This is a genomic window from Bartonella sp. AP19HLJMH (genome assembly GCF_042196245.1).
Classification (GTDB): Bacteria; Pseudomonadota; Alphaproteobacteria; order Rhizobiales; family Rhizobiaceae; genus Bartonella.
The window spans coordinates 1,883-19,752 of record NZ_JBHIPX010000010.1 but is presented as its reverse complement, the minus strand read 5'-3'; the positions used below and the strand labels follow the sequence as shown (position 1 = coordinate 19,752).

7 protein-coding genes and 1 rRNA gene are annotated in these 17,870 nt (G+C 37.5%); 1 reads left to right on the top strand and 7 read right to left on the bottom strand.

Translation table 11 applies throughout. From position 1 onward, the window contains the following. Window positions 1-1,034: 1,034 nt before the first annotated feature. Window positions 1,035-1,451: a hypothetical protein gene (locus ACFINR_RS05930; RefSeq protein ID WP_375653168.1), complete on the bottom strand. Its 417-nt coding sequence runs from the start codon at window positions 1,449-1,451 to the stop codon at window positions 1,035-1,037. 42 nt (window positions 1,452-1,493) lie between these two features. Between ACFINR_RS05930 and ACFINR_RS05925 the strand changes: the two genes are divergently transcribed. After that, on the top strand, window positions 1,494-1,898 hold the full coding sequence (locus ACFINR_RS05925) for a flagellar protein FlgN (protein WP_273790974.1): 405 nt from the start codon (window positions 1,494-1,496) through the stop codon (window positions 1,896-1,898). Between the two features lie 405 nt (window positions 1,899-2,303). Here ACFINR_RS05925 and rrf read toward each other — a convergent pair. The 6 genes from rrf to ACFINR_RS05895 all read right to left on the bottom strand — a co-directional run. Beyond that, a 5S ribosomal RNA gene (gene rrf, locus ACFINR_RS05920) occupies window positions 2,304-2,418 on the bottom strand. 1,350 nt (window positions 2,419-3,768) lie between these two features. After that, window positions 3,769-6,909 carry an autotransporter outer membrane beta-barrel domain-containing protein gene (locus tag ACFINR_RS05915; RefSeq protein ID WP_375653161.1) on the bottom strand — a complete coding sequence of 1,047 codons (3,141 nt, stop codon included), beginning with the start codon at window positions 6,907-6,909 and terminating at the stop codon, window positions 3,769-3,771. Between the two features lie 135 nt (window positions 6,910-7,044). Further along, a complete protein-coding gene (locus ACFINR_RS05910; RefSeq protein WP_375653153.1) occupies window positions 7,045-9,018 on the bottom strand; it encodes an autotransporter outer membrane beta-barrel domain-containing protein in 1,974 nt (657 codons plus the stop codon). A 140-nt stretch (window positions 9,019-9,158) separates the two neighbouring features. Further along, complete coding sequence (locus ACFINR_RS05905; protein ID WP_375653147.1) at window positions 9,159-11,507, bottom strand: autotransporter outer membrane beta-barrel domain-containing protein; 2,349 nt, start codon at window positions 11,505-11,507, stop codon at window positions 9,159-9,161. A 631-nt stretch (window positions 11,508-12,138) separates the two neighbouring features. Further along, window positions 12,139-14,661 carry an autotransporter outer membrane beta-barrel domain-containing protein gene (locus ACFINR_RS05900; protein WP_375653141.1) on the bottom strand — a complete coding sequence of 841 codons (2,523 nt, stop codon included), beginning with the start codon at window positions 14,659-14,661 and terminating at the stop codon, window positions 12,139-12,141. Window positions 14,662-15,856: 1,195 nt separating this feature from the next. Then, the coding region (locus ACFINR_RS05895) for an autotransporter outer membrane beta-barrel domain-containing protein (protein ID WP_375653135.1) at window positions 15,857-17,870 on the bottom strand (2,014 nt) is incomplete at its 5' end.

Here is a 17,870-nt window from a genome sequence, read left to right as displayed (position 1 = left end):
AAGCAAGTGATTTTAATTTATTCAACATGGAATAGATTTGAAATGTGATGATTATGAAAGAGAAGAGCTGCATTTAAAAGGTTGAAAACGAGAGAAAGATCGTAAACAAAAATTGTACCTTGATTATAAAATGATTGTTTCTCTGTTTTTATACCAGTAGCACATGTAAAGTCGCGATATTAAGAGCAAACTGTGTTATGGAATGAAATAATCTGTAAGAAGATGCTGTGAAAATTCTGAAAATATCAATGGGGGAGCGTTAAGCATTATGCATTGGATAATATTTTGATTTATAGATGATAATCTATCGTTATTCAACTTGAATTAGATTCCTTAATACTGGAAATTTTTTCATTCCAAATCTGTTTCGTGGTGAATTAACCAAAACAACGTCTTTTGCAGTTACAAGCAGGGAGCTCCCATGCGCAGAGAAATTGTACAAGAAAGGCCATGCTTTATGAACCGTCTCAAGTGCCAAGGGTATCAGAACATAAGGGGTTAGAAAAATATGTGATGGTGCTGGCTTGCTTCTTTTATTAAGCGTAAAGATGGAAAGTGCTCAATGGATTTTATACATGTCATGGAAGATTTATCATTATACCATTGATGGGCCGCGGTGCGAAATAGGCTTGGGTGCACTTAAGAGATATTTCTTTAAAACAAGCGCGTAAATATGCGATTGAAGACGTATCGAACTGATTGGCTAAGAAACTCTTGAAAAGGTTCAAAAAATCTTATATAGTCATTCATTGCAAAGAAAAGCGAATGATAATTTAAAAAAGGAAGATTGATGGCTGTTTAGCTATTTGAAGATGTCTTTTTTTATATTGCTGTATGGCTGATCTGTTCAAAAGAACATTCTTTTTGTGTTTTATGCAAAATACTGCATGTGTGCAGAACGAGCATGGGAGAGGGGGTGTCCTTTTGAATGGGTGCAAACTGATCTTGTCGGGCGCCATCTTATGGGGCGCAGGAAGGTATACAAGTTTAAGTGCAGAGAGAGCCATAAGGTTATGGAGGGTAAAGTGCTTCTATCAGTAAAATGCTGAAATTTTTAATGGGCTTACGTCCTTATATGCTGCAAGATAGGCTGCGGTTTTTTGTCGGCAGATATTTTTTGTGGCTGAAGTTGTCGTGAAAGCATTGTTATTTTCTGTTGAAGATGAGCTCGTGATAAAATCGGCAAAGATAAAATCGGCAAGGCGAAATAGACAGAGCAAATATGGAAATTTCGATATTGCTGTAAGGTTTAAGTCTATAGCGTTTTTATGGATTAGTATAGCCGCAATGATGGTTTTGGAGCAAAGCAAGAAAAATATTTGAGAGAACTCGTTGAAAGTTGAAGTGGTATACGCTTTGAAGGATTGTCGTGCTGTTGTTTGAGCAATGTTTGCACCACGAGCTTGGTTGAGTGTATCAGCATTGAAGAGAACCTGTTTAGTCTCCCTCATTTGAAAGTAAGATTGAACAATAGTGTTGAAGGGGAAGTAAAAATGTCTGTAGTGCAATATGGTGATGATAGTTTTGCGGCAAAAGCAAAAGTTCTTGATAACAACCTTATTGATCGTGATTGGGCGATGACAAAATTTGTTGCTGCTGTTAAAGGATTAGCTCAAGTTGTTGATTATGAAAGCAATATGCTAGAGAGTAGTGGTGTTCCAGATTACGAAGAAATAAATTTGCGTAAAATACGTGGTTTGCGTGATCTTAATAAATCCATGAGTGATGTGAAGCGCTATATGAATCAAGATATTGAGCATGAGGTTGAAAGTTTGTTGTCTGATTTACAAGAAAAATTACAGCGTAATAGTGAATTACTTCAAACACATTTAAATGCAGTTAATGATCTTTCTAGAGCTATACAACTATCTGGACGTGCAAAAGAAATAGAGGAATGATCAAATCTGCTTAATACGGGCTGTTCTAAGTCATGACAATGATTAGGTAGGGCAGTTGATTTGGATAAATAGTGCGTTTAGTGAGTAGACGTGTTTTAAGCGCATTTTGGTATTTAAATTATTATCCTGATGTACTGTAAAACGCTGTTCTTAAAACAATGTCTTTTAAGCTGTCGTGATGTGAACCGCATGCGGTGAGAAGCTGGCTAGAAGAGAATTCAGAGAAGGCGGATTATTTACAGAGAATTGTTTGCAGACTAAGTCAGTAGGGAGCTTCATTTTTTAGTTTAGGGAGAGGCGCGATCAAGAGAATATTTAGACCAGCCTGTGATGCCTTAAAAACAGCTTCCTTGGGGTGTGGTAATGTAAGGTTTATACATTGAGTCTTTTGCTTGCATTTAGCAGATCTGGCAGCGACTTACTCTTCCTTGCTTTAAGGCAAAGTACTATCAGCGCTGGAGTGTTTCACGGCCGAGTTCGGGATGGGATCTGGTGCGTTCACTCCGCCATAACCACCAAGTCAGCAAAAAGCATGAATGATGAAGAGTATGTGATGAATATTGCCTATAAGCTTCATGGAATATTGTCCTTTAAAGTGTGGTGATATGACGCGGTTCGTTGTTTAAATCTATATGCTTGAGATAAAAATTAAAGCGGTTTATTATTTCCTTCTGCTGTTTTTAGTTTTTGTATGTCAGATTGGAGAGAGCATCCAGATCTGAGTGGATATAGTGCGTATATCTTTGTTGGCGTAATATTTGAAATGGGGAGGCAATCTCATTGGGAAAGAATAAAGAGGTAGAAATCAGCTTCCCTCTGTTCCGCCGTTCTTTAATTTAGCTTTATGTCTTTCAAAAGTATCTAAAGCACTATCTGTTAAATAATGAAGATTCCGCATTGTTTCACGCTTTTTTTATTGTGTTTTTTACTGCGGGCATGTCCTTCATGCACGACAAAATACTCAAAATAGAATGGATTTGTTATTCCTAATTCACGGCCTTGTTTTAAAGAGATATCTAAGCTCTCAAGTCTATTTCGTGATGGTGTTTGTGGGGCGGCGCAACGACATCTTTGATGCAACGGTGCTTGTGAATGGTATAATAAGAAAGTTCCCATCGAAATAATATAAAATCTATAGTGCGCGACCATCTTTATGCTTAATAAAAGAGCAAGTTGATATTGTTATATTTTTCAACACTGTCATATTCTTTGTTTGATCCCAATGTTGCTACAGCCCTTGGCACTTGAGATAGTTCATTAGAGGCATTTTTAATCCTTTCTTAATAGTTTTTTATCCCTATGGCTCTTCCCCCTTGTCACTTGTAAGAGATATGGTTTTTGTTGATTCAACATGGAACAGGTCTAAAATGAAAGAATCTGACGATATTCTGGATTCTTATTTAACATGGAAAACAATTAATTGTCTTTATAAATCAATATCTTGTCTTATAATGGAGCTGCTGTAGCATTGAGATTTTAGAGGAAAAACTTGCCTTTAAGAATTTATACCAGATACTAGTCTTTATAGCAGGTATATTAAATGTACATCATCTAAAATAAATGGAGCGTCCACAGCGAAGAAGGGGCTGACTTTTTTTAAATCGGCATAAATGCTTATTCTGTTGTGCTGTAAAAACATCATCGCTTGAGTTGTGGTGATAATATAAGACATAAAATTTTATGCATGGGGTATTTTGATGAGAGAATGTTATGGTATTTAGTTTTTTATTCAATATGCAAAAGAAATATTATAAGTCAAAATCTTCTTTGATGTGATAATGATTTTTGAGAATTAAAAAAATATATAAATTTAAATAAAAAAGCAGCACTTTGTGCTGCTTTTTTATTTAAGTTAAAATTAACTTCTGCTTTAGAAACGATAACGTATTCCGCCAGACAAATTGGTGCCAGATACACCGGCTTTTTGCAGTTTTTGCCGATAGCTGATATCGGCGTTTAGTACGATATTTTGAGAAAGATATGCATTCACCCCCATGCCTCCCTCAACTGAAGAGCCGGTAGGATCAACATGAAAGGTATCAGCAATTTTTATTGTTTTACCATCGCCAAAAGTTCTGATAACATTCATTTTACCATAGAAGGAAACAGCTTTGTTTTCTTCAACAGCCATTATCGTTTTTGTTAAACGTCCACCAAAACGGATCAACCATTGATGTGGATTGCCCATGTCTACTTTTAAGCCATTGGTATCTGAGAAAATATCAAACATGAGATTTTGATAAATGAATTGAGCTTGTGGTTCAAAGACAAGCCCTTTTGTATCGGTTGCTAATTTCTGACCAATGGTTGCAGATATATTAAGCATCTCGGTACCATCCAATTTTGCGGCATTCCCAACAAGAGCTGTGGTAATATTTCCTTTTAAGGTTCCGTAAGAAAGAAGAGCGTTGACATATATACCATTGCTATGCTGGATGCCGCTATAAGCGGTAAGTGACCATTTATCAAGCGTTGTCTTTTCAGAATCTTGCATCTCTTTTGGCGTAAAGGCAAGCTTTCCGTACGTTCCTAAAAGACCAAAATGTGCGCTTATGTCTTTGCTTTCTAAGGCGGCTAATATGCCCCCTAATTGTAAGGCAGTATAGTTTACATCAGCACCATAACCATAGTGCAGTGGATCGCGGTTGGAAGATAGGGTGACCTTCTCGCCGTAGGAAGAGAAAAAGATACCATTCTTTTTATTGTCTTTTGCCCCAAATACTGTTGTTTGCATATTGTCTAACAACGTGTTTTGATTGTTTACATCAGTAAATCCAGCAGAAAATAAAGTATTAGATATGGTTAAATAGTTTGCTACCTGTGGTAAAAGGGCTCGAACTTTTTTGTCTTTATCAATGTAGGCATTCTGTAAGCGGAAATCCCAGAAATCACTATTCTTCTTGCCAAAAAGATTTTGGCTCTCATGAGATGTTCCAGGCTTATAGCCTGTGAGTACATATTTATAAGGTTGTTTCCCTATTGTCATATAGTTTTCTGCTAACGTGAAGGAATTTTCGTTTGCTTGTCCGGAAACTTGAATGATTGAAATCCCATGTGTCCCTAAAGGAAGTGAAGCCATCGTCTCTTCCCAAACAGCAGAGCTATCGGTTTGGAGATTGATGTGAACAACAGTACTTCCTGAGACATCACCATTAATCACAATGCGATCAGTTTGTTGTTCCGTGATAGGAGAATGTTTATCCCATTGAGTGTTTACATAAATCTCTGCAAGACCCGCTGTACTATAAACCGCTGCTGTGTGAGTTGTTTCGTCTTCTTGCGAAAGATTAGGTCCTATAAACAGAGTTTGATAATGTCCCTCAATGGGCTTGTCAAACATAATGGCGCTGTTTGTAAGGTGCAATTCAGAAAGATTAGAGTATGATTTTTCATCAACACCAAACTGTCTATAGTCATTTAAAATATTATCATTATTTGTGGCATTTTTATTCGCCTTTAAAAGCCATTTCGTCCCCTCTTTTAGATCAAAAACTGTTCTATTATCTTTAGAAGTTCTTACCCGACCTTCTAAAGAAGAGTGGTCTGAAACTAATGTAATAGTGTTTGTGGAGGCACTTTCGTTCTTGATATTTTTTAATAAAATATCGGCATGGACTTCTGAATTTTTAAGGTTGACTTCTCCGTCTACGCCTGTTCCATAAAGGTTGATACCGCTACCATGTTCAACAAAAAGCTTTGTATTCTCTAGGATTACTTTATCAGCAATATTGGCTACATCTTGTTCTTGAACGGCATTGGTGTTCCTTTCAGCATTGCGTGTATATCGTTTTCTAGGGGCATTATACGGATTGTTGCGGAAAATAATACCGTCTGCTTCATAATTTCCCGTGACGTGTACGCTTGAATCCTTAAGTTTGATTGTGCCCCTCATGTTTAGCAAACCAGCTGTTTCTGCTGTTGCAGTAATACCTGTAGCATCAATTTCTCCACCATCTGATACGCTTAGTGCAACAAAACGTGCATCAACTGTTCCTCCTATCATGTTGACTTTTGAATTATTTCCATCTGCATGTACAGCAAAACCATTGTCTTGAATTTTTTTGTTATGTAGCGTTATGGTCTTACCGTTTGTAGCCTCAACTCCAGAGCTTATATCCTCAATTTGTGTAGACTTTTCAGGTTGTTTTATTGGTGATATTGGTTTTTCAATCTCTGATTTTTCAGATATTTTTTGTGCAGATGAAGATGGCACTGGCGCTGGTTTTGCAGATTTTGGTGGTACCAGTAATGCTGGTTTTTCAGTTTCTACTCTTAAAGATATTGGCTGTGCGAGTTCTGGTTCATTAGATGTTGGTATTTGCTCTGTTGTTGGTTTTGTAGGTTCCGTTCTTGTAGGTTCAGACTTTGTAAGTGCTGGTTGTAAATTCGGTGAAGGTTGTGTAGGTTCTGGCTGTGAAGACACAGCAGAATTCGATAGTGTTTTTTCGCTGGAAGAGTCTGCAGAAGAGGAGGGCGCCCCTGAACGTCTTCTAGATTTTGCTTCCATTCCTGTTGTTGAAGATTGTATAATAGGAGTGTTTTGTGTTGTAGGGTTAGATTGTACACCTTCTGTAACTTTAGTCTTTGGTGTTTGTGTACTTCCTTGACTAAGATCAGAGTTTTGTTTTGAAGAAGAAATTATATTTCCAGCTGAATTTCCTTCAAGTTGTGTTTTGGGAGGTAGAGTGCTTGTAGAAGTAGGCGTTGTAAGTTCACTTCCTGTAGAAATAGGGCTTGCGCTCGTTCTTGTGGAGCTAGGTGCTGTAGGGGGAAGGAGGCCATTAGGGGTTGAAGATGGATATGATGGCATAACTTGTCCGATTCCATCATATAGATCTTTATACGGATCAAAAACTCCGGATAGATTTATTTGTGACTTGACACGAGCAGGTTGTAGAGAAGAAGAATCTATCGTTGTTGATGGATTTGTACTATGAATAGCATAAGACATACTGGTGAAAGAACAAAACAGAACTCCAGAAACTGTGTATAGTAAGAAGCTTTTTTTCATATGGATGTATTCCTAAAATATTTCTCCCCTCTCTCATAAAAAATAAAACTTTGGCCTCATTATGTCTCTTTTGTAAGAGACAAAACGAAACATAATGAGAGCGCGTTATATTTCAAGATAGGAATACAAGTATTTTTAAAAGTGATAGCGCATTCCAGCGGCAATATTTATTGCAGAGATGCCAGCTTTTTTGAATTTATGTTGATAGCTGATATCACTATGAAGCTCTATATTTTGCGATAAGTGCGCCTGAATACCAAAACCACCTTCAATTAAAGATTCCATAGCAGCAAGCGAAAAGTTTTCACTAAAAGTTTTGATCATGTTCAGTTTTCCGTAGAAGGAAAGGGCATGGCCTTTGTTTTGTGTCAAACGTCCACCAATACGGAGCAACCATTGATGAGGTTTGCTTATGTCTATTTTAGAGTTATCGTCATCTGAGAAAGAGCTCTTATCTGATAAAGAACCAAGCATGAGACGTTGATAAACAAGTTGTGCTTGCGGTTCTAGGATTACACCTTCAAAACTGGTTGACAGTTTTTGACCAACAGTTGCAGCGGCTCCTAATGTTTTACTATTCTTCACTTTTGAGGTATGTTTGATGAGAGCTGTAGCGTGATTTTCTTTGAAAATTCCATAAGAGAGAAATGCACTTGCATAGATGCCACTGTCATGCTGAATATTTCCATATGCGGTGAGTGACCATTTATCAAACATATTTTTTTGAAAGCTCTCCTTGTTTTTAGGAGTAAAAGATAATTTCCCATATGTTCCGAAAAGACCAAAGTTGCTGCTGATATTTTGATCTTTTAGCGCTATTAGTGTTGCTCCTGCTTGCAATGCAGCATAGCGAATATCTGCTTGGATACCATCTTGTTTTGCTTGAACCTTAGAAGAAAAGGTGCTTTTATTGCCATAAGAGGATAAGAAAACGCCTCTCTCTGGATGATCTTTGGGTTCAAACATTGTTATTTGCATATTGTCTAACAAGATATTTTGATTGTTGACATCACTAAACCCAACAGCAAACATCGCAATAGGCATGGTTAAAGAACTTTCTCCTTGTGGTGTAAGAGTTGTGCTTTTTTCTGTTCCATCAAGAGAAGTAGAAGCTGCGGTTGCTTTATCGTCATCTGTAAGTTTAGAGGTGCTCTCTGTAGCCGCGGTAGCGGTATTCTCAACCTTTGGGAGCAATTTCATATGCGCTTTTTCTGATGTATTAAGAGTCGTTTTTGATTCCGAGGAAGTGGTGTTTGTTTGGGGATCAATATCAGATTGCGAATTTTCATTTATTGTAGGCCGTGTAATTCCATGCTTTGTTCTTGTGGATGAAGTGCTCTTTGGAGGAGGGGATGTTTTTTCTTTTCTCTCCACGTTGGTTATTCCATCCGCGTTCAAAGTCTCTAATACTGCTTTGCGTAAAGCATCAGAAAGTTCTTTGTTTTGTCCTTGTAAGGCAGTATCCACTTGTGCCGCCTTATGTAATATTTCTGCTGTATTTTGCAGTTTGTGCCAATCACGATTGTCTTGGCTTACCCATTGTTGGTGTGCAGCATTAACACGCTGTTGGTTATCAGCTTCAAGGATTGCTGCCGCCTTTACGGCATCGGAAACTGCTTTGTCGTAGCCACGTAATAAATCTTCTCTTGTTTTTAATCGATTCTGACGTAATTGTCCAAGTTTTGCTCTGGCTTGCATCATGATTTGCATATCTTGATGGTGTTTGTTTGCCATGGCTTGGGCACGTATATTATCCATTTCACGGTTCACCACGTTTATATGAGCACCAGAACCATAACGACCTGCACCTGCAAAAGAGCTGTTAATCGTATCTCTTACACGATCCATATGATTTTCAAGTGCTTGGTTGAAGTGCGCATTATCTTCCATCATGGCGCCAGAGGCTATCTTTTCAAGATTTTTTTCTGCTTGTGTTGGTGTGTTTATTAAATCAATGGCATGGCGATATTGTTCAGGTAATTTCATAATCCCTTCAATGGCATGGCGTTCCTGGGGGCTTAGACCAGAGGCGGTGCTGGTAGATGTGAAGTTAAAAGAAGAAAAAAATAAAGCACAAGCGGCTGTACATAACAAAAGATTCTTATGCATAGAGATGTTCCTTAAGATATTTTCTTTATTTTGCTAAAAATGAACCACTTTTTGACACATTACGGTTTTTTGTAATGTAGTTAAGCAGCACTGTTTTCATCTCAGCGCTGCTTATGCGTCAAAATAGAGAGCTAAGATTTCTAAAAGCGATAACGCATTCCTCCGGAAAAATTAATTCCAGAGAACCCAGCTTTTTGAAGTTTATGTTGGTAATTAACGTCAGCATGAAGTGCGATATTTTTAGAAAGCTGCGCGTTAATGCCAAGCCCACCTTCAAGGGAAGAGCCCATAGAATCGAGATGGAAAGATTCCATAACATCGATAGCGCGCTTCTCACCAAAAGCTTTGATGACATTCAATTTACCATAAAAAGAAAGAACACGATCTTTTTCAATAGGAAGCATTGTTTTTGTTAAACGCCCTCCAATACGGACCAACCATTGATAAGGGGGCTTTATATTAACTTGGAAGCCATCAATATCTGAAAGAGTGCCAAAGGCAATATGTTGATAAATAAGTTGTGCTTGTGGTTCAAAAGACAGCCCTTCAACACCAGTTGCTAGTTTTTGTCCAACGGTAGCTGATATATTTAATGTATCCGTATTGTTTAATTCTGTGGTGTTGCCGATAAGGGCTGTTGTAATATGTCCGTTTAAAATGCCGTAGGAGAAAAGTGCATTAATATAGAGACCATTGTCATGGTGGAGATTCCCATATACCGTAAAGGACCATTTATCCAGTATGCTTTTGTCAGAACCTTCCATGTCCTTTGGCGTAAAAGCGAGCTTTCCATATGTGCCTAAAAGACCAAGATTCGCGGTTATATTTTGATTTTCTAACGTTGTTAATGTCATGCCTGCTTGTATAGCAGCATAGTGAACATTAGCACCATAACCATATTCCAATGGACTACGGCTGGAAGATAACGTCATCTTGTTGCCATAAGTCGATAAAAATATCCCTTTTTGTTTATGGCCTTCTAATCCAAAAACTGTTGAGTGCATATTATCTAACAGTGTATTTTGATTGTTTATATCAGCCAAGCCAGAGGAGAATATTGCATTATGCATAACCAAATAGCTTGCCATTTGAGGAACAAGAGCTTTGATTTTTCCTTCATCATCAAGAGTCGCATTTTGTAGACGGAAATCCCAAAACTCTTCACTTTCTTGCAAGAGACTTTGCTGTTTGTCAGCTCTCCCACGGCTGGATGTTGGTCCATAGCCATTTAATACATATTTATAGGGCAATCCACCCATTGTAGTGTAGCCATTTGCCAGCGTGAAGGCGGCTTCCTCTGCTTTTCCAGACACCTGAACAAGTGAGAGACCACGCGCATTCAAAGGAATTGAAACTTCATCATCATCGAATGGTTCTGCACGCTTTGAAAGATTGTTGAAATAGATCGTTGTGGTGCCTGAGACATTACCATGAACGAGAACACGGTCAGTTTTTTGTTGTTCTTTTATAAGACCATTACTCCATTCGGTATTAAAGTAAATCCTTGCGTTGCCCAATGCATTGTAAACCGTTGTTGCATCGAAGCTTCTGTTTTGCTCTGCTTTTGCAGCTTCAGCTGTTGGCTGTTTTCCCACATGCAAGGTTTGATATTGATTGTCTGCTAGTTTATGCGGCGCATTAAATATAATAGAGCTATTATTAAGGTTCAATACTGAGACAATAGACTGTGCACGTTGTTTAATATCAGTGAGCAAGTATCCTTTAGAGCTGTCAAATTCTTTGTCTACTTCAAATTGACTAATCTTTAGGGACCACTTGCTGTTATTGTTGAGAGTAAAAATCGTTGTATTTTGAGGTAAAGTCTTTGCTCGTCCTTCTATAATCGAATTGTCAGCGCTTAATATAAAAGTGCGAGGATCGATATCTTTTGAGTTTTCTGGGATTTTATTTTTTAATAATATATCAGAACGAATTTCTGAACTTTTAAGTTCTACCTCAGCAACAGATTTTGCATAATCTGGTCCTAGAATACCAATACCATTTTCAACAAGAAGTTTTGTGTTGGTAAGAATTGCTTTATTGATAACTTTTTCGCCCTCTTTTACTTGGGAACTTGGGATGTAATCAAAAAGGATACCACGACTTTTGTGATGTCCGGAAACATTTATGATTGAATCTTCAATATGGATGATGCCGTTTGAAATTTCTAAACCACGGGAATTTGATTTTCCTACAGTTTTTTTAGCATGAATACGTCCACCTGTTGTTGCGGTAAATAAATTTGAGTCTGAACGCATTGTTGAATTTGTAATGGTGATAAAGGCTTTGTCATCAGCAACCACTGTTGTATATGCGCTGCGGATAAAAACGTTATTAAAGGTTTTTTCTTCTCCTGCTTTATCCGCACGAGCCATAACCATTGTAGGAGCTGATGTATTTGCATAAGTTGAACCGAAATGAGAAAAAATCAAAGTTCCAGCAATTGTACATAACAAAAAATTTTTCTTATAAATATATTTCTTACACATAGATATGCCTTTAGTATTTGGTATGCTTTGATGCTTACTTCATTCCCCTGATGGCGCAAGTACCCAGACAGTTTCTATATCATTATGTTTTTATTGTAAACAACAAAACGAAACATTGCGTCGTGTTCTTTATCGTTTAAAAAATGATTTTAGAAGAGCTTTTAAAATAGAGATTGCAGTTAGAAACTATGAATTGCAGAAAAGCTAGATTGATCAGTATTCCGTTTAAAAGTGTTAAGAAACAAAATATTTTGCAAGGATGTTTGTTGCTTAAGGCTGTTGTTATGGAAACTCTACAAAGTTTTTGGAGAAGCTGTTGTTGTGTGCTTACAAAAAGCTTTTAATTGATTTTCTTACACAGAGAATTATTTATTACGTGTTTTAAAATACAAAAAAATTTATTAAAAGCATTTGATTTTTATAAATCAAAAAGGCAGCTCTCTTGAGAATTCAGTATTCATTTAGAGATAACAGATTTTATTACATTTGGTTTGAGTGAGATTAATTGGCTCAAGAAAGGTGGTAGAAAGAATAGTTGTTAACGGTTCTTTCCGATAGATTGTAAAAAGGCAGCACATTTGCACTGCCTTTTATTAAAATGAATAGAATATAAATTGTTTTTTGCGTTTTCTTAAAACTGATAGCGTATTCCACCTGAAAAGCTTGCTCCAGATATACCAGTTTTTTGAAGCTTATATTGATAGTTAACATCAGCATGAAGGGCGATATTTTGTGATAATTGCGCATTTACACCAAATCCACCTTCAAGGGCAGCTCCTATAGAATCAAGGTGGAATGGTTCACCAATCTGTATCGTACCATTGTTAGAAAAAGCTTTAACAACGTTTAGTTTACCATAGAAAGAAAGAATACCGCCGTTTTCAATAGAAAGCTTCGTTTGCGTTAAGCGTCCACCCACACGCACTAAGTATTGAGAAGGATTTCCCATATCCACATCAAAGCCATCGACATCTGAGAGTGTGCCAAGCATGAGGCGTTGATAAACAAGTTGTGCTTGTGGTTCAAAGACCAATCCTTTCTTACTGGTTTCGAATTTTTGTCCAATGGTTGCTGATGCACTGAATGTATCAGCATTTTTCAATTCTGCAGTCTTTCCTATGAGAGCTGTGGTGATATCTCCCTTGAGCATTCCATAGGAGAAGAGCGCATGGATGTATATCCCATTATTATGGCGCAGCCCACTATATGCAGTAATTGACCATTTATTGAGTGTACTCTTGTCAGCACCTTCCATGTCTTTAGGGGTGAAAGCTAATTTCCCATATGTCCCCAAAAGACCGAAATTGGCGGTCATATTTTGATCTTCTAGAGCTGCTAATGTAATGCCTGCCTGTAAAGCTGCATAGTGAATATCGGCACCATAGCCATATTGTAATGGCGTACGGTGAGAGGATAATGTCATCTTATTTCCATAAGTTGAGAAGAAGACTCCTTTGTTTTTATGATCTTTTGTCTCAAAGGTGTTTTCCTGCATCGAGTTGAGTAAAGTGTTTTGATTGTTTATATCAGCCAGTCCAGCTGAGAATAGTGCGTTAGGCATGGACAAATAGCTTGCCACTTGAGGAACGAGAGCTCTGATCTTTCCTTCATTATCGAGAGTCGCATTTTGCAAGCGAAAATCCCAGAAATTCTGATTTTTTTCCAAGATGTTTTGTGCGTTGTTTGCTTGTCCAAGGGATGATGAACCGGTATTTTGCGCTTCTTTCTCTTTTGGTGAAACACCTTCAATCATTGTTCCTGATGCTGATATCGTGTAGATTGTGTAGTCTTTGAGGGTATTTTCTTTTGATTCTTGTGATATTCCGCTAAAATGACTTTGTGTGCTATCGGCTGTCCCATGGCTGGATGTTGGACCATAGGCTTTGAGTATATATTTATAGGGCAATCCCCCCATTGTGGTGTAGCCGTGTGCAAGTTTGAAGGAATCTTCATTTGCATTTCCAGAAACTTGAATGAGTGAAAGACCACGCATATTCGAAGACACAGAATCTTCAGCTTTTAATATCTCACCTTTCGCAAGGTTCTTGATATGGACTGTTGTGCTGCCTGATACATCACCATGTATAAGGAGGCGGTCAGCTTTTTGCTGTTCTTTTACTAGACCATCACTCCATTCAATATTAAAATAAATTTTTGCATCGCCTGTGGCATTGTAAACTGTATTATAAGTGCTTTCTATATCGGGGATTGTACTTCCCTGAGGTCTACGAACCTCAGCTGTTCGCCCTACATACAAGGTATGATAATGATCTTTTTCCCGCCCTTGTGGTGTCTTAAATATGATAGAACTATTATTAAGATTCAGTACTGAAACGGTAGAAAGGGCTCGTTGTTTAATATCACTGAGCTCATAGTTAAACACATTAAAGTCAGTATCGACTTCCTCTTGAGAGGTCTTTAAGTACCATTTGCTTTTGTTATTCAGAGTCAAAACCGTTGTATTGACTTTTAAAGTTCTTGCTCGTCCCTCTATTGTTGAATTATCAGCGGTTAATGCTAAAGTTACAGGAAGAGTATCGTTGTCATAATATTTACGTTTCGTTTTATTTCTCAATAATACGTCAGATCGAATTTCTGAGTCTTTAAGTTGAACTTCAGCAACGGCTCTTGAGCAGTAGGGACCAAGAATACCGGTACCGTTTTTCACAAGAAGTTTTGTATTGCTAAGAACAACCTTATTGACAACTTTTTCTCCACTTTTCAGTGAAGAATCTTTTGTTTCATAAAAAATGATACCACCGGCACCTCCTCGTTGGACGGTTATGGTTGAATCTTCAACGTTGATTATACCATTCTTTGTTTCTAAACCTTTGTATACTGTATTTGCTTTAATTTCTTTAGCATGAATGCGTCCACCTTCTGATACAGAAAGTGCAGACATTTCCGTGTGTATTGTTGATTTTACAATTGTGATAGCTGCTTTATCATGCGCTAATATTCCAGGTCCTTTATCGCGGACAAGAACATTATTTAAAGTCTTTTCTTCTCCCTTATTTAATTCAATTTTCCCCAAAATTTCAGGAGTTTCAGGAGCCGATGTATTTGCATAAGTTGAACCGAAATGAGAAAAAATCAAAGTTCCAGCAATTGTACATAACAAAAAATTTTTCTTATAAATATATTTCTTACACATAGATATGCCTTTAGTATTTGGTATGCTTTGATGCTTACTTCATTCCCCTGATGGCGCAAGTACCCAGACAACTTCTATATCATTATGTTTTTATTGTAAATAACAAAACGAATTATATTGGTGGTCTACTCTATGATTTGAAGTTTTGCTTCAGAAAAACTTTTTTCATGATCATAAAAAGTCGAGAAAAGTAGATTTCATAAAACCTAGCTTGGTTAAGCTTATGCTAAAAGCACTATGAAGTATGATATTTAAAAATTGTCTATTAAAGATAATCGCTATAAAAAGCTCTATAGCGTTGAGATGTATTATTTGATGCACTCACCAAAATGATCAGCAAATTTTCTCTGCTATAAGAAGAAGAGATGAGGGGGCTATTCACAGGCTTTCTTTAAAGAGGCTAAGGGTACCAAAGTCCATTTTTCTAAGGAAGCACAGCCCATTTCGCGATGGTGTTCATGAATGCTATAACGCTAAAGCCATAGAGTTCCATCATCTTTACGCTTACGAAGGAGCAAGCCGATAACCTTTACGCTTAATAAAAGAGCAAGCCCATCACACACTTTGCCAGCTCCCAATGTTTGTGACAAGCCCTTGGCACTTGAGGCAGTTCATGAGAGGAATTCTCAGGCTTTTCTTATATAACTTTTCTCCACACGCCAGCCCTGCTTGTAACGTGCAAGAAAATTTTTAATTGTTTCAACATAAAACAAGTTTGAAATGAGAGAATCCTACGATATTAGGGACTCTCATTCAACATGGAAAACAAAGAATTATCTTTATAAATCAATATACTGTATGGAATTAGAGGGATAAGCATTGTCAAAATGGTTTGCCTAAAAACGGTACATGGACATATAAATGAATCCTTACAGGGTGGTGTTAAGCTAATGGATTGAAGAAACAGGAGGATAAACATAGAAAAGGTATGAAGAGAGAGTTTCTTTTATCATTATCTTTTCCAATGTAGTCTTCTTTTTATTATCTAAAAATACACTTTGCTTAGCTTTATAGACAAATTCGATAATGAATATGCCGCGTGACTCGTGTAAATAGGAGGGAAGGAGATCATTGAGGAGAAAAGAAAAAAGTTTCAGGGGATAAGAATAGTAGCTTACATAGATTAAAAAGGCAGTATGTATACTGCCTTTTTTGTTAAATTGAATAGAATGAATAGGCTATTTACAGACTTTCCTTAAAACTGATAGCGTATCCCTCCTGAAAAGTTTGTTCCGGATATACCAGTTTTTTGCAGCTTTTTTCGATAGTTTATATCACCATGGAGGGCTAAACTGCGAGACAATTTTGCATTGATGCCAAGCCCTCCTTCAATAGAAGATCCTGTAGGATCAAGGGGAAAGGTGTCGCCAATCTGTACTTTACCATCATCACCAAAAGTTTTGAGAAAGTTCACTTTTCCATACAGAGAAATGACACGGTTCTTTTCTGTGGAGGTAGTAGTTTTTGTCAAACGTCCACCAATGCGTACTAACCATTGATAAGGTTCACCGATATCAACTTTAAGATTATCAGCATCAGAAAAGGCATTAAAGATTAGACGCTGGTAAACAAGTTGTGCCTGGGGTTCAAACGTGAGGGCTTTAATACCCGTTGTGAATTTTTGACCTATTGTTGTTGAGGCAATTAACATTTTTATATCATCGACTTTAGTGGTACTGTTAGCGATGGCTGTAGAGATATTTCCTTTCCAGATCCCATAAGAGAAGAGTGTATCCATATAGAAACCGCTATTATGCTCTATACCGCTGTAGGCTGTGACTGCCCATTTGTTAAGCGTACTCTTGTCTGCATCTTCTATATTTTGGGGGGTGAGGGATAATTGAGCATAGGTTCCGGTAAGACCCCAATATAGGATTGTATTTTGGCTCTTTTGTGCAGAAGCTGTAAAACCTGCTTGTGTAGCAGCATAGCGAATGTTTGTGTTATAGCCATATTGTTGTGACGATAGGGTTGCGATACTTCCATAGGAAGAGAGAAAGAATCCATTTTTTTTGACGTTATCTTCGATCCCTATAGCTGTTGTTCTCAGATCAGCTAACAGAGTACTTTGTTGAGCCATATCGATAAAACCAGCGTAGAAGAGAGCATTAGGTACGGCCAAATAGCTCGCTACTTGTGGTAAAATAAATTTCTGCAAACGGAAATCCCAGAAATTATCATTTTCTCCCAACAGGTTTAGTGTTTCATTTGCAGCACCATAGCTGGATGTTGGTCCATAAGCGGTAAGCCTATATTTATAAGGTGAACCAGTTGCTTGGATATAACCATTGGCTAATTTGAAGGAATTTTCATCTGCTTTCCCGGAAACTTGAATGAGCGAAACTCCACTGGTATTAGAAGAAGGGTGAAAAGCTTCTGTTATATTATTGCTATCTTTGAAATCACTCATAACATAAACTGTTGTTGTACCTAAGACATCCCCTTGGATCAGAAGTCGATCATTTTTTTGATCGATTATATCAGAGCTCTCAACAGATCCAACATTAAAAGAAATCTTTGCGTCACCAGAAGCATTGTAGACTGCTTGCGTGTCTGGTTTCCCAGAACCTATATGCAATGTATGATAATGGTTTTCTGTCGGCTGTTGAAAAACAATGGAACTATTGTCGAGATTAAGTATAGAAACATCAGAATGAGATCTTTGGGCAATATCAAGTAACTTGCCCGCATCATCTTTTTCTTTTGTGCTAGTGTTTACGAACCATGTTGTATCGTTTTTGAGATCGAAAGTTGTTCTGCTGTTTCCGTCATTTCTTACTCCCCCCTGTAAGAGAGAGTTTTCTGCGGTGAGTGTAAAGATTTGATCAGGTTTTGGCGTATCATGAGTTATACCCACGAATAACCTGTCGGCACTGATTTTTGAATCTTTGAGGTTGAGTTTACCATTTGATGAATTGTTGGCAACAATACCCGTTCCATCTTCGACAAAAAGGTTTGTATTGGTCAGGTTGATTCTTGAAGTCTGATCGTTTTTGGAGTCATCAATGCTTATCCCATTGCACTGTGCTTTCGCAGAAATATCTGTGACATCAATATATCCGCCATCTTTTAAGACAAATGCAGCTTCTTTTGCTTTTACAGTTCCTCCAGTCATTGTGATTTTAGATTGTTCACCATCTGCATGAAGCCCATTATTTTCAGATGTTACTATAACATTATCATTTAAAGTAATTGTGCTGCCTTGCTTG

Coding starts and splice junctions, on each gene's coding strand:
- ACFINR_RS05930 (WP_375653168.1), bottom strand. CDS start 1,451: ATGAGGGAGACTAAACAGGTTCTCTTCAATGCTGATACACTCAACCAA.
- ACFINR_RS05925 (WP_273790974.1), top strand. CDS start 1,494: ATGTCTGTAGTGCAATATGGTGATGATAGTTTTGCGGCAAAAGCAAAA.
- ACFINR_RS05915 (WP_375653161.1), bottom strand. CDS start 6,909: ATGAAAAAAAGCTTCTTACTATACACAGTTTCTGGAGTTCTGTTTTGT.
- ACFINR_RS05910 (WP_375653153.1), bottom strand. CDS start 9,018: ATGCATAAGAATCTTTTGTTATGTACAGCCGCTTGTGCTTTATTTTTT.
- ACFINR_RS05905 (WP_375653147.1), bottom strand. CDS start 11,507: ATGTGTAAGAAATATATTTATAAGAAAAATTTTTTGTTATGTACAATT.
- ACFINR_RS05900 (WP_375653141.1), bottom strand. CDS start 14,661: ATGTGTAAGAAATATATTTATAAGAAAAATTTTTTGTTATGTACAATT.